The sequence below is a fragment of the Paenibacillus sp. Y568 genome, assembly GCF_059445545.1.
The window spans coordinates 101441-114860 of sequence record NZ_JCAIUM010000003.1; the positions used below are offsets into that span (position 1 = coordinate 101441).

General features: G+C 41.5%; 12 protein-coding genes. 6 read left to right on the forward strand and 6 right to left on the reverse strand.

Annotated elements, in window-relative coordinates; genetic code table 11:
* Positions 1–7 precede the first annotated feature (7 nt).
* Together AC1D7X_RS05595 and AC1D7X_RS05600 are read left to right on the forward strand one after the other, a co-directional pair.
* Entirely contained in the window at positions 8–1327 is a 1320-nt protein-coding gene (locus AC1D7X_RS05595; protein ID WP_495474825.1) for an ATP-binding protein, read from the forward strand.
* Positions 1324–3537, forward strand: a complete 2214-nt coding sequence (locus AC1D7X_RS05600) for a DEAD/DEAH box helicase (RefSeq protein WP_495474826.1) — start codon at positions 1324–1326, stop codon at positions 3535–3537. Before AC1D7X_RS05595 ends, AC1D7X_RS05600 begins: the two co-directional genes overlap by 4 nt.
* Positions 3538–3668: 131 nt before the next feature.
* Here AC1D7X_RS05600 and AC1D7X_RS05605 read toward each other — a convergent pair whose 3' ends face one another.
* Positions 3669–5603, reverse strand: a complete 1935-nt coding sequence (locus tag AC1D7X_RS05605; protein WP_495455811.1) for an LTA synthase family protein — start codon at positions 5601–5603, stop codon at positions 3669–3671.
* 355 nt (positions 5604–5958) lie between these two features.
* On the opposite strand from AC1D7X_RS05605, the gene AC1D7X_RS05610 reads away from it, so the two are divergent.
* The 4 genes from AC1D7X_RS05610 to AC1D7X_RS05625 all read left to right on the forward strand — a co-directional run bounded on the left by AC1D7X_RS05610 (position 5959) and on the right by AC1D7X_RS05625 (position 9202).
* On the forward strand, positions 5959–6330 hold the full coding sequence (locus AC1D7X_RS05610) for a hypothetical protein (RefSeq protein WP_495455812.1): 372 nt from the start codon (positions 5959–5961) through the stop codon (positions 6328–6330).
* 154 nt (positions 6331–6484) lie between these two features.
* The gene (locus AC1D7X_RS05615) at positions 6485–6979 is read left to right on the forward strand and encodes a cation:proton antiporter regulatory subunit (RefSeq protein WP_495455813.1); all 495 of its coding nucleotides are present in this window, start codon (positions 6485–6487) and stop codon (positions 6977–6979) included.
* Positions 6980–6983: 4 nt separating this feature from the next.
* Complete coding sequence (locus tag AC1D7X_RS05620; protein ID WP_495455814.1) at positions 6984–8231, forward strand: cation:proton antiporter; 1248 nt, start codon at positions 6984–6986, stop codon at positions 8229–8231.
* Between the two features lie 116 nt (positions 8232–8347).
* Positions 8348–9202 carry a YitT family protein gene (locus AC1D7X_RS05625; protein ID WP_495455815.1) on the forward strand — a complete coding sequence of 285 codons (855 nt, stop codon included), beginning with the start codon at positions 8348–8350 and terminating at the stop codon, positions 9200–9202.
* A gap of 109 nt (positions 9203–9311) precedes the next feature.
* Here the strand turns inward: AC1D7X_RS05625 and murG are convergent, their stop codons facing one another.
* From murG to AC1D7X_RS05650, 5 genes are all read right to left on the reverse strand, one after another.
* Positions 9312–10385, reverse strand: coding sequence for an undecaprenyldiphospho-muramoylpentapeptide beta-N-acetylglucosaminyltransferase (murG, locus tag AC1D7X_RS05630; protein ID WP_495455816.1), 1074 nt, complete (start codon positions 10383–10385; stop codon positions 9312–9314).
* Between the two features lie 106 nt (positions 10386–10491).
* On the reverse strand, positions 10492–10977 hold the full coding sequence (infC, locus tag AC1D7X_RS05635) for a translation initiation factor IF-3 (protein ID WP_495455817.1): 486 nt from the start codon (positions 10975–10977) through the stop codon (positions 10492–10494).
* Between the two features lie 197 nt (positions 10978–11174).
* On the reverse strand, positions 11175–11825 hold the full coding sequence (locus AC1D7X_RS05640; RefSeq protein ID WP_495455818.1) for an amino acid ABC transporter permease: 651 nt from the start codon (positions 11823–11825) through the stop codon (positions 11175–11177).
* A 33-nt stretch (positions 11826–11858) separates the two neighbouring features.
* Complete coding sequence (locus AC1D7X_RS05645) at positions 11859–12524, reverse strand: amino acid ABC transporter permease (protein WP_495455819.1); 666 nt, start codon at positions 12522–12524, stop codon at positions 11859–11861.
* An 82-nt stretch (positions 12525–12606) separates the two neighbouring features.
* Positions 12607–13368 carry an ABC transporter substrate-binding protein gene (locus tag AC1D7X_RS05650; RefSeq protein ID WP_495456058.1) on the reverse strand — a complete coding sequence of 254 codons (762 nt, stop codon included), beginning with the start codon at positions 13366–13368 and terminating at the stop codon, positions 12607–12609.
* Between the last annotated feature and the right edge of the window lie 52 nt (positions 13369–13420).

Below are 13420 nucleotides of genomic sequence, written 5' to 3' on the forward strand. Positions count from 1 at the left end.
GATAACCATGAATGAATTGAGAATTCCCAAAAGAATGACGACAGCTCTTGTGAATTCATTAACGGCAGGTGTGGTACCCAGAATTGGACTAGAGCATATTGCTGTAGGGCGTAAATATGAAATTGAAGCTATTCTACGAGATATGGATAATGTCGCTGAGGGTGGAGCAACGTTCAAGCTCATTACAGGACGATATGGTAGCGGTAAAAGCTTTTTGTTACAGATGATACGCAATTATGCTATGGATCGCGAGTTTGTTGTGGCAGACGCAGATCTTTCGCCTGAACGACGATTAGTTGGAACCAAAGGTCAAGGACTAGCGACATACCGTGAGCTTATGACACATCTCTCCACACGAACACGTCCCGATGGAGGAGCGCTTGAAGTTATTCTGCAGAAATGGATTGCGTCCATTCAACAAGCAGCTATGAAGGAGTTAGGTCTCCGACCGAATGATCTCGCTTTGAATCAGGAAGTGGAACTGCGGATTTTTGCGATCACATCTGAGATGCAGAACATGGTGCATGGGTTCGATTTCGCCAAAGTTTTGGCAGCATATTGGAACAGTTATAAGCTAGCAGACGATGATGGGAAACAGGCTGCACTTCGATGGCTACGTGGTGAGTATTCAACAAAGACGGAGGCACGAAGATCGATAGACGTCAGTGTGATTATTGATGATAGCAACTGGTATGACTATATGAAGTTATGGTCAGAATTCGTAGCTCGGATCGGATACAAAGGACTACTCCTGTTTATTGATGAAGGGGTTAACTTGTACAAAATAACCAATAGTATCTCTCGTCAAAGTAACTATGAGAAATTATTGATGATGTTTAACGATACGATGCAAGGTAAAGCAGAACACCTAGGGATATTCTTGGGTGGAACGCCTCAATTTGTGGAAGATCCACGTCGAGGATTGTTCAGCTATGAAGCACTTCGATCACGGTTGGTAGAAGGGCGGTATGGGGCTGAGGGATTGAAGAATTACACAGGTCCTATGCTTCGCTTAAACATGTTGTCACATGAAGAGATTCTAATTTTATTGCAAAAGCTTAGTCACATTCATGCGATGCACTATGGATACGAATCATCTCTGAGTGATCCACAACTCGTACAATTTATGGAGCTTGCCGTGGGTCGATTGGGAGCAGATGAACTACTGACGACACGTGAAATTGTAAGAGACTTCATGGATTTACTTAATACACTCCATCAGAATCCAGAGAAGTCATTCGGGGATCTTCTAGGTGAGCGACATGTGGCACCAGCTGCGGCGGATCCAGACGAAGTGAATGACTTTCTTGCGGAGTTCGAACTATGAGTAATAACCCCTTCTATCGATTAGCTCCGTTTATTCAGGAATTTATATATCGCAAAAGATGGGATGAATTACGTGAAGCCCAAGTAGAAACCTGTCGTGTTCTATTTGATACACAGAATCACTTACTTATTGCCTCGGGGACGGCTTCTGGGAAGACAGAAGCGGTCTTCTTTCCCGCATTGACAGAATTACACGAACGACCTTCTAAATCCGTTGGGATCTTATATATAAGTCCACTGAAAGCGCTGATTAATGATCAGTTTGAACGCTTAAATGAGTTGCTCCAAGAAGCAGGGATACCGGTATGGCATTGGCATGGAGATGTTCCCCAGGCGGAGAAGACTAAGCTCATGAAGAAGCCCTCGGGCGTGCTACAGATTACACCTGAATCGCTCGAAGGACTACTTATGAACAGACCGAATGCCATTCCAGCATTATTCCATGATCTTCGGTACATCATTATTGATGAAGTACATGCCTTCATGGGATCCGACCGTGGCATCCAGGTGTTATGTCAGCTTGCTAGAATTGAGCGGATGGCCTACTGTAAACCGCGTAGAATTGGGTTGTCGGCAACGCTTAGTGACTATGATTCCGCAACGGATTGGATTAGTGCAGGTACGGACAAGCGCACGGAGATCGTATCTCCACAAGGTGGACGGAAACTGAAGCTGAGTGTAGAACACTTCTCGTTCCCTGATGCACGTAATGAAGAAGAAGCTAAAATGTTGGAATATGCGAAACAAGCTTATCATGACTATATTTACGACCATACGCACCATAAGAAAGCACTAGTATTTACGAATAGCCGTTCCGATGCGGAATTAATGACGTTAGAGCTTCGACGGATTGCTTCGAAGCGTCATGAACCTGATGTATTCTACGTGCATCATGGAAGTATATCCGCGATGTTGCGAGAAGAAGCAGAAGCAGCATTACGTACAGGATACGGTCCTGCCGTTGCTGCCGCAACCTTGACGCTAGAACTAGGGATTGATCTTGGAGAACTGGAGCGAGTCGTTCAACTTGGAGCGCCTTACAGTAGTTCGAGCTTCGTACAAAGATTAGGGCGATCAGGACGTCGCGGGAATGCGGCATCAGAAATGCTATTTGTGTGTCCTGAAGAAGAGGATGAAGAAGCGCAACTTCCTGCACGCATGCCGTGGATGCTACTGCGGGCCATTGCTGTCATCGAATTATATGTGCGGGAGAAATGGGTTGAACCATTAGATGTTCGCCAAATGCCAGTGGGTCTGTTATATCATCAAACGATGAGTGCACTGAAGAGCCTTGGTGAAGCGGAGCCGGCTGAACTCGCAAGAGCGGTGCTTACGTTGCCTTCTTTTAAACAGATTCAGCCTGAAGACTATAAGATATTCCTGAACTATTTACTGCAGACAGATCATATTCAACGGACAGAAGAAGGTACTCTTATCATCGGCCTGATGGGTGAGCGAATCGTGAACAATTTCCGGTTCTATGCTGTGTTTAAAGATGATGAAGAACATGTGGTATATAACGGTACGGAAGAGATTGGTTCGATTACAACCGTTCCACCACCGGGCTACTGTTTCACACTTGCAGGGAAGCTATGGAAGGTAGAAGAGGTCGATACGAAACATCAAGCCGTCTATGTGAAATCTTCACGAGGGAAGGTCGATACGCTGTGGCTGGGAGCGGGAGGAGATGTTCATACCCGTGTCTTGCAGAAGATGCGAGAAGTATTGGCGGATGACGTCATATACTCCTATTTAGCACCTAATGCTGTGAATCGTCTCGAACGAGCTCGTCGCCTGGTAAGGGAAAGTGGAATGTTACGTAGCTCGGTCATACCTGCAGGCGGGGACTCTTTCTTCATTATGCCATGGGTAGGTAGCAAGCAATTCCGAACCTTAGAGCGGCTAATTAAGAATAACTTGAAGGATAAGTTGGGACTTCGATCTGTTGTCCCGATGGAACCGTATTATATGGTTGTAGCGGGTAAGACCAACGCGGAAAGTCTTCTTGAGCATATCCTAGCGGAGTCTTCCAACTGTGAGGATCCGATCACTCTTTTATCACCCGATGAAGCTCCGTATTTAGGAAAGTATGATGAGTTCGTCCCACCTGAACTGGTGCGCCGTGCCTTCGCGATAGATGGCCTTGATGTGAAGGGACTAGCTAGGGACTTAGGGACTTGTGAAGAAGGAAAAGGATATCGAAATAGTTAATAAGTAGCTGGAGTATCAGATGAGAAATTCTTTATTCACAAAAAGTGTAGAAATAAGGCAGACCAAGTCATCACGGTCTGCCTTATTTGAATATCATAATGTGGCCTCTAAATGCCTTTTTTGTGTAACTATTATGGTGTCCGTTTAGGTAACAATTGAACATATTTATCGGAGAGCTTCATTAGCGACATAATATAATCATAATCTTTACGGTAGGCACTCACATCTTGAACGGGTTGTAGCGTTTTGAGTGACGTGGCTGTTCCATCATCAAAGCCAGCACCTGGAACGAATAAGACATCATTATTAAAGAAAGAACCTGTAGGTAAGTAATAACGCATTCCGAACACATTGTGATCTGTATTCAGAAGATCGTGGCCGAACGTTGTGAACTGTTTCTCTTCCAGAGATATTCCCATAAGATTAGATATAGTAGGCATAATATCTAATTGTCCACCAGCAAGCTCGACAACCTCGCCTTTCGCTTGTTTAGGAACATGAATAAGAAAGGGGATGTTGAATCGGCTAATCTGATTATCATAAGGGACACCTAATTTTGCAGTAATCTCTGCTCCATCTGTTTCCTTGGGGTTAATACCGAAATGATCACCGTATACGACAAGCATCGTGTTATCCCACAAGCCATTCGCCTTCAATTGTTCAATCAATGTACCCAGCGCATGATCTGTATAATGTACAGCTTCCAAATAGTTGCCTAGTTGCGTTCCTTCCATATCCTTTGAAAGTGCTAGCTTCCGTTGATCTTTAGGAATAACAAAGGGAGCATGACTGGATGTCGTTACGAACTGTGCATAGAAAGGCTTACTGTCAGAAGACATCTCCTTAATCTTCTCTATACCAACACGGTACATCTCTTCATCTGAAGCCCCGAAATCATTGAAATGATCATTTTTATAGGCTGGTTTATCATAATATTGTTCGAATCCAAGCCCCGGATATAGCAAATTCCGACTCCAGAATGTGACATCATTAATATGGAACGTTGCTGTTTTATATTGTTGTTTATGTAATAACCGTGGAAGACTTGGCAACTCCCTATTTCCAAAACCCGTTGACATGGCTACAGTTCCGGTTGGGTAGATGGATGTATTCGACATAAATTCAGCATCGGATGTATTCCCTTGACCAATCTGTTGATAAAAGTAAGGGAAATAATAGCTTTCTTTTGCAAGATTGTTAAGTACAGGTGTTATCTCCTGCTGTTCAAGATTCGCATGAATTGGGAAGTTCTGAAAAGCCTCCATTTGCACAATAATGAGGTTCATTCCTTTTGCAGTACCGAAATGAGCAGGTGTTGTTGTGTTGTTGTCCTTATAAGCATAAGTGGACTGAAGTGCCTTTACATCTGCTTTCGTTTCCTGAAGATTCCCTTTGGCGATCATGTCATTCTCTTGTCTATTCTTAAGTGCAGCAGATACTTGGTAATTCAGAAATCCGACATTCTCTGCTTGAATAAGTTCGTTATCAATATGACTAGACCGATGAATAACAAGACTAGAACAACCAACAGTTACGATTAGAACTAGCGCAGCGACCCATCTCCATTTCACTCTTCCGCCCCGACGATAACGAGTTGAGCTCATCATCATCGTACCCATGGTATAGCTATAAGTATTCTGACGACGGCGACGACGGATGAAGCGGATTACTAATAAGAAGAGTCCAATGACCAGATCTACAAAGAATAAGAAATGAGTAGGGTTGATTAAAGATTGAATACTTGAGCGAATTTGTCCTACTTGTCCCATTTCTCCAAGAGTTGTATAGGTGGGGACTGAACCAAAATGTGCTTGATATATCGTTGCAGCAAAAAGGATGACAGAAAAAATAACATTAAAACTCCAAAATGCGACACGTTTGGCTTTAGTAGGCATGATAAGGTCAATTAACGAGATGAATACAAGGACAGATAAGGTATCCGCTACTAATCCATCCCCTGTAATTTCACCGAAAATGAAATATCGGAGAAGGCATAATTTGGCGACTAGTAGTAGAGTAATACTAATCAGTGTGGGTAGGTTGTTTATTTTTTGATTCCTAGACATTTTATTTCACTTCTTTTCATTTATATTATAGACGGTTGTCCAGCTTCCTATCATCTTGTTTAACCTGACAAGACGTAAGAAAAGTAATCTTCAGTGTAACGTAAAAAATGAAAAAAAACAAAGTCAGAAAGTTGTAATTTCTTCTATTTGTATGTCTTTCTAGGTGTGTAATATGGCTTTCTCACACTCCTTTAGAATCTACATCTTATCGTCCAAATACCTATCACAGCAAGGGAAACAGCCGATAGTTCAGTGTACTGGGAGCGTCAGCTTGTTTTTTATTCCATCTCAATTTGAGATCGGTTTGATAATGTGTTATCATTTTAGTAACAGTATGCGAAAGGAGACATGAACTATGATCAGAATACATCCGTTATTTCGCTTCGTCATGATGCTTGGCATGGTTATGGTCTTGTCATTCTCCTTTCCTGTGTCTTCTAATGAAGCACAGTCACATGAGAGTAAGAGTTCTCAAGGAGCTATTGAAGAAGGAATCACCTTGATGAGACCTCATATTCGACAGCATGCTCCAAACATGCTAAAGCCTATGTTGTCTACTCAATTATTATCCTTATTGTTTATGGTTTACCTCTTAGAAAGTCTGCAGTTACCCTCATATTGGCTACCCTTTAAACACTGTATCATGTTATTATTACGTCGTTTATTTCTAGACCCCATTAAGTACACCTCCACTTTCGTGAGCAAAGCTACTTTGTCTGTGCTCTAATTTAATTTACCCTTTTTGATGTTAATAACTCCCATAACACAATTTAATCATGTAATATTATCCCTGAAAAGTAGAGGCGATTACTGTTCTTTTTAAACGAACAATGTAAACGTTCTATTTAAATATATTTAGAATAATTGGAGGTATTTGAATAATGAATGTACGCGAAACAGAATTGCCAGGTATTGGTAAGAAATTCCAAATAACTACACGTAACGGGGATAAGTTGGTTGTCATTATCCATGATGATGGAAGAAGAGAAATGTATCATTTTGAATATGAGGATCCCGATGACAGCATCTCAATGATTTCTATGGATGATGATGAAGCACGTGTCATTGCTGCGATCGTAGGTGGAATGACATACGTTCCTAAGGCGTTAGAGAAAGTAGATATGGCATTCGATGAGCTTATTATAGAATGGTACAAAATGGAAAACAGTTATAAAGCCATTGGCCAAACCATTGGTAAACTTGATGTGCGTCAGAATTCGGGAGCTATGATTATTGCTGTGATTGAGAAGAATCATTCTAAACACGTAAATCCAGGTCCAGAATTCGTCATTCCTGGGGAGGCTACACTTGTTGTAGTGGGCGAACGTGAGCAACAGAAATTATTCAAACAAATTTTACTGAACGGAAGTGGTTAAATAGATGGATCATATCATTTTTGAAATAGGGCTGGCTATTGCCTTAATTGCTGCAGTAGGCCTGTTAGCGACTAAGATTAGACTTTCGGTTATACCTTTCTATATATTAATTGGAATGGCAGTAGGGCCTCATGCAATGAACTTTTGGCATTTTGATTTCAGGTTCATAGAGAGTGCCCCCTTCATTGATCTTTTAGGCCGGATTGGCGTATTGTTTCTATTATTCTACCTAGGAATTGAATTCTCAATTGGCAGGTTGATTAAGTCAGGTAAGTCCATCGTGAAGGGTGGGTCCATCTATATCGGGATCAACTTTGTTCTAGGTCTGATTCTGGGTTGGATCGCAGGATTCCCTATTGAGGAGATTCTTGTTATTGCTGGAATTACGACGATATCATCTAGTGCTATAGTGGCTAAGGTACTAGTGGATTTAAAACGTACGGCTAATGCAGAAACGGAAATGGTTCTAGGAATTACGATGTTTGAAGATGTATTCCTTGCCGTATATTTATCCATACTCTCTGGAATTGTTCTTAGTGATTCTTCAAGCGTATGGGGTGTATTACTGACCGCATCCATAGCACTCGTTTTCATGTTGATGATGATTATTGTTGGGCGGAAGGCGGTCCCACTGTTAAATAAGCTGCTCAATATTCGCTCAAATGAAATATTTGTACTTGTTGTATTTGGTTCATTATTTCTAGTAGCGGGCTTTTCAGAAACGATTCATGTGGCGGAAGCCATAGGAGCGTTACTCTTTGGACTGGTACTCGCAGATACAGAACATGCGAAACGGATTGAGCATCTTATTTTACCCTTTAGGGACTTTTTTGGAGCTATCTTCTTCTTTAGCTTTGGATTATCTATTAACCCACTGGAAATGTTCGGTGCGTTATGGTTATCACTTGCTGCCGTCCTTCTGACTTTGATTGGTAACTTCGTATCAGGGTTATTAGCTGGACGAAGTGCAGGATTGTCTACCAAGGCATCATTTAATATTGGATTCACCATTATGGGACGGGGAGAATTCTCCATTATCATGGCTAACTTAGGAAAAGCAGGGGGACTTATGCCTGTGTTACAATCCTTTACAGCATTATATGTATTAATTATGGCTATTCTAGGACCCTTATTATCTAAGGAGTCTAAACATATTTATAACTTTATGGATAATATATTTAAATTCAAAGATTCCAAGAGAAGGAATAACACGAAGGTGAAACCTGAGCTGCCAGAGGAAAGTGGAACTTAACAATCTTTAAGATCCATACCTAAATTGCTGTCCCGAACCATCTGTCATTATAGGCTGAGTCTATATTCAGAAGAGGAGGATTTGCACTGAAACTACTTAGGGCTTCATTAGAAGCGATGCATTCTTATGAGTGTATTGCCTTTAAACACTGGTTTGTTCACATATTCTTTATCGTTGTAGGAAGTGTATTAGCATCTGTGGGATTAGAATTGTTTTTAATTCCTAATCAGATTATTGTCGGTGGAATGACAGGGGTTTCCGCTATTTTTGCCCATCTAACGGAGATGAGGCTAGGATTATTTCTTTTCTTATTGAATGTGCCATTTATGGTTATGAGCTATAGACATATTCGAAAAGAGTTTGTCATCTTAACGGTATTGGGATTGATCGTATTTTCGTTGAGTGCGATCTTTCTTCATCCGATTCCTGCCTTAATCGAACATGCTTTAACTGCCGCGATGGTAGGGGGGCTATCGTTGGGACTTGGAATAGGTACAGTTATCCGATATGGAGGAGCGCTGGATACCCTTGAACTAGCTGATCGTTCTTTATGGAGAAACGGAGTGCCCGTTCCATTAGATAACATCATCATGCTGATCAACTGTATGGTGCTAACAGGCGCTGGTTTTGTATATGGATGGGATCAAGCGATGTATTCTATTATCGCCTACCTATTAGCTTATGAGATGGTGCACTTAACGATCAGAGGATTTGCCTTATATAGGACTACGTATGTTCAGAGTGCCCGACATGAAGAGATTAAGCAGATGTTATCACGAAGTCTAAGTCTTAAGGATATCTCGATATCGAATGAATGTGATACCCCTCATGTTATAGCTAAACCGTTAGTCTACAAGGTTCATATGGCAGAGAAGGCACGATTTAGAGCTTTAGTCAGGTCCATTGACCCTCAAGCTAACATTTCAAGCCATGCTACAGGAGTAACCTTTTTTGATCGTAATAGAAGATAGTTGTATACAAAAGCCGAAAGCAGGGATATATCCTTGCTTTCGGCTTCTTTTGTGAGATCTACAGTTTATTAAGTTCTCCATGCCACTTATACTAGTGACGCGAGATACATTATTTTTTATTGGCTGCTTTCTGGATCAGCTCTATAACCTGATCTATAGTACTTGCTTGATCATGTTTAGTCATAGTCTCTGTCATTTGATCTCGTCTCGAGATTAATAACTCTAGAGATTGCATAAAGGATTCATCAGTCAGATTCTCTTCCATCAGAACTTCTGCATATCCAGCTTTTCGGAATGATTCCGCATTTAATATTTGGTCTCCCCGGCTTGCTGCTCTGGATAGTGGGATTAACAGCATAGGTTTGTGAAGCGCTAAGAATTCAAAAATTGAGTTAGAGCCTGCTCTTGTCACGACAATGTCAGCAGAAGCGATGACATCTGGGAGTTCATCATGGATATATTCAAATTGTTGATACCCATCGAGATCAATGGATGGATCAATTTGGCCTTTTCCGCAGATATGTACCACTTGGTATTGAGCCAAGAGTTTAGGTAGGTTATTACGAATCGTACCGTTTATTTTTTTGGAACCTAGACTTCCTCCCATGACTAGAATGATGGGTTTATTGTTAGTGAACTGAAGTAATTCTAATCCATTAGAAGCATTACCAGATCGGAGTTCATCTCGAATAATAGCTCCAACATAAGTTGCCTTATCATTCTTGATATGGTCTAACGTCTCAGGAAAAGTTACGCAAATGTTAGTAGCTAAAGGAAGAGAGATTCGATTAGCGAGACCTGGAGTGATATCCGATTCATGAATGATAATGGGTACTTTGTTTAATTTGGCACCAATGACGACGGGAACGGATACGAATCCGCCTTTAGAGAACACGACATCAGGTTTTATTTTGCGAATTAAATTATAAGCCTCAAATACGCCCTTAACGATGCGAAAAGGATCTTTGAAATTCTCGACACTCATATAACGTCGAAGTTTGCCTGTTGAAATACCATAATAATCGACAGAATCGATATTCTTAATGAGGTCAGACTCAATACCTTTAACAGAACCTATATATGATACATCCCATCCTGATTGCACGAATCTTGGAATGAGAGCAACATTAACTGTGACATGACCTGCTGATCCGCCACCTGTAAATAAAATACGTTTGGACATTTGTTAAACCTCACATTATTCTGGTCACTTACGTGCTCCAGTTATTCTAACTTGACGTTTGTAACGAACGATATCTCGATATCTTCTATAGAAGATAAACTATCTTTTATAAGGGAATCACTTGAACCATGGCTTGTTTACCGCTGAGCTGTATCCCGGTTTGTTTACTTCCAACATCCACAAGATCCTTCAGTAATTGCTCTAGCAATTCCTTCGCTTTAGGGCCTTCTTTTCCTTGAATGCGTACCACGAGTAAGACGGCTTTGCCCGATTTCAAAAGCTTATGAGCCTGATTCTTCTTCGTATCGTAATCATGGTCTTCGATTTGAGGAGTTAGTCGAATTTCTTTCACCTTGGTGTTCTGTTCTTGTTTGCCACTCTTTGGTCTGGATTGCTGAACTTCTTGTTTAGCAGCACCAGCCTTCATTAGTTTACAGGGTGGAGGGCTACTTAAGAGAGAGGTACAGATCAGATCAACTTTTAGTTGCTTGGCCATAGATAGAGCTTCAGTAGTTGAGACGACACCCAAGTCTTCACCGTGAACGCCAGTTAGCTGAACCTCGGAGGCTTTAATTTTTTCATTTTTGATCATGTTATATACACCTAGACTTTCGCTTGGGATAATGACCCCATGTTAGCGTGTAGGAGGAGAAATATCAACCTTCCACTGTGGAAAATACGGCTTAGATCATAAATTTATCCTATCGTCCTATCCCATAAGGAAAAGCCCGAGGGAATATCCTTCTCATGCTAGAGAAAAGGAAAGTCTCACGGACACGGACAGTATTCCTAATTGATCTTTGACTCGAGACGTCGAGCGATAATAGAAAGGGTGTAATTGACAATGAAGTACAGGGTAGCTGCGAGTATAAGGGCTGGAATGACATAGTTGAAGTTTTGTCCTCCAAGAATTTGAACATTGTGCATGATCTCAGGGAGGGAAATAATGATTGCAAGTGACGTATCCTTGAGCAAGGAGATGAATTGGCTAACCATAGGTGGTGACATACGGCGTAACCCTTGAGGGAGTACAATGTGCCAGAAGGTCTGCATATAACTGAGTCCTGACGATCGTGCAGCTTCAATCTGTCCTTTATCTATTGAATTCAATCCACTTCTAACAATCTCCGAGATCATGGCTCCTTCAAATAACGTTAACCCCACAACGGTCGACCAGAAAGGGGACATGTTAATCCCTATTTGAGGAAGTACAATCTTCATAAAGAAAATAATGAGTAGTAAAGGTAGATTACGTATGATATCAACGACTATGGCAGTAAGGCGTGCTACCACTGGGAAACGGGTATATCTCACAGTTCCCAATAGAGTCCCTAATAAGAAACTTAAAATAATTGAAATAAAGGCAACTTCCAAGGTGATCAGGAAACCCTTTAGAATAAATGATAGATTTGGAATGGAGTACGCGCCTATAAAATCCATACATTACTCGCTCCCTTTCCGATGGAATAGGCATCATTTGTTGTCAGCAATGTTAAAACGTTTCTCCATATAAAGAACAGCGAAGCTGAGTGGGACCGTGAGCACTAAGTAAAAGAGTGCAACAAATGTATACACCGTTAAGGGTAAGAATGTATCCGAATTGATGAGATCCGCATAATACATGAGATCCATCCCTGCTACGACTGCTAGAATAGACGAATTTTTCACCAAATTAATGAACTGATTACCGATGGCAGGGAGAACAACTTTAATTGCTTGAGGCAGTGTGATATGGATCATCGTTTGAATATAAGATAGACCGGTGGCTCTCGCTGCTTCTGTCTGACCTGTGGGGACAGCTTGGATTCCTGCGCGTATAGCCTCTGCTATGAATGATGCCGTATATACTGTCAATCCCAATGTGCCGGATACGAATCCATCTAATTCAATTCCGAGGGAAGGTAATCCTAGATAGAAAAAGAATACAACGATCAAAAGTGGGATATTTCGTATGACTTCAACATAAGCCGTACCCAACCAATTCAGAGGTTTAACAGGAGCAATTCGGAATATAGCAATGATCGCTCCTAGAATGAAGCTTCCAATGAGAGCAAAGATGCTAATCTGAATGGTATTGATGAATCCTTCGATATAACGATCCCAATGGTCGAATACCAGCATGACATCGAAATTCCCCATGGCTGCTCTTTAGATCCTCCTTTTCCTCCTGTATATGAAAAAGAGGAGAGGCGCGGATAGCCCACTCCTCCAGTCTGTTCAGCTATTCAGGTTTAACACCCATCCATTGCTCATAGAGCTTATCGTAATTGCCGCTATCTTTCATTTCTTTCAGTAACTCGTTCACGGTAGATACAAACGCGGTATCTCCTTTACGTATAGCTATCCCGTACGGCTCATCTGTAAAAGTACCACCGACAAGTACGTAATCAGGGTCTTGTTTCTGCATCCCAAGCAGAATGGCATTGTCTGTTGTAAGAGCATCACCCTTACCTGCTTTAAGAGCCGTAAAGGCATCCTGGTAATTTTCAAATTCAAGCACTTCTGCATCAGGTGCCTTCTCGCGAATGTTAGTGGCAGAGGTGGAACCCTTCACCGCAAGCACTTTGATTCCCTTTGTCAGGCCATCTAAGCCTTGAATGGCACTTCCTTTTTTAACTAGAAGAGACTGGCCCGCTTTAAAATAGACATCACTGAAATCAACCTGTTCTTTACGTTCCTCTGTGACGGTCATTGTGGCAATGATCAGGTCAATCTCTCCATTCTGGAGTAAGGGAATACGAGTCTTGGACGTGACCTCTTTCAGCTCAACTTTCGTCTCATCACCTAATACCTTTTTGGCCAAAGCTTTGGCTATATCGATATCGAAGCCTTCAACATTCCCTGTTGCAGGGTCCTTAAGACCGAATAGTTTCGTATCATATTTAACACCTACTATGACCTTTCCACGATCCTTAATGGCTTCTAATGTAGTATCTTTCTTGTCACTACAACCTGCCAATACGACGGTAACCGCCACCACCATGAGAATAAGAAGTAAATGAGACCTCTTTAGTTTGTTCATTGTTTTCATGTTC

What these genes read in the sequence shown, in the direction of transcription:
- murG (WP_495455816.1), bottom strand. Translation starts at nt 10,385, where the DNA reads ATGTCCAAACGTATTTTATTTACAGGTGGCGGATCAGCAGGTCATGTC.
- AC1D7X_RS05605 (WP_495455811.1), bottom strand. Translation starts at nt 5,603, where the DNA reads ATGTCTAGGAATCAAAAAATAAACAACCTACCCACACTGATTAGTATT.
- AC1D7X_RS05615 (WP_495455813.1), top strand. Translation starts at nt 6,485, where the DNA reads ATGAATGTACGCGAAACAGAATTGCCAGGTATTGGTAAGAAATTCCAA.
- AC1D7X_RS05645 (WP_495455819.1), bottom strand. Translation starts at nt 12,524, where the DNA reads ATGGGGAATTTCGATGTCATGCTGGTATTCGACCATTGGGATCGTTAT.
- AC1D7X_RS05640 (WP_495455818.1), bottom strand. Translation starts at nt 11,825, where the DNA reads ATGGATTTTATAGGCGCGTACTCCATTCCAAATCTATCATTTATTCTA.
- AC1D7X_RS05600 (WP_495474826.1), top strand. Translation starts at nt 1,324, where the DNA reads ATGAGTAATAACCCCTTCTATCGATTAGCTCCGTTTATTCAGGAATTT.
- AC1D7X_RS05625 (WP_495455815.1), top strand. Translation starts at nt 8,348, where the DNA reads ATGCATTCTTATGAGTGTATTGCCTTTAAACACTGGTTTGTTCACATA.
- infC (WP_495455817.1), bottom strand. Translation starts at nt 10,977, where the DNA reads ATGATCAAAAATGAAAAAATTAAAGCCTCCGAGGTTCAGCTAACTGGC.
- AC1D7X_RS05595 (WP_495474825.1), top strand. Translation starts at nt 8, where the DNA reads ATGAATGAATTGAGAATTCCCAAAAGAATGACGACAGCTCTTGTGAAT.
- AC1D7X_RS05650 (WP_495456058.1), bottom strand. Translation starts at nt 13,368, where the DNA reads ATGGTGGTGGCGGTTACCGTCGTATTGGCAGGTTGTAGTGACAAGAAA.
- AC1D7X_RS05610 (WP_495455812.1), top strand. Translation starts at nt 5,959, where the DNA reads ATGATCAGAATACATCCGTTATTTCGCTTCGTCATGATGCTTGGCATG.
- AC1D7X_RS05620 (WP_495455814.1), top strand. Translation starts at nt 6,984, where the DNA reads ATGGATCATATCATTTTTGAAATAGGGCTGGCTATTGCCTTAATTGCT.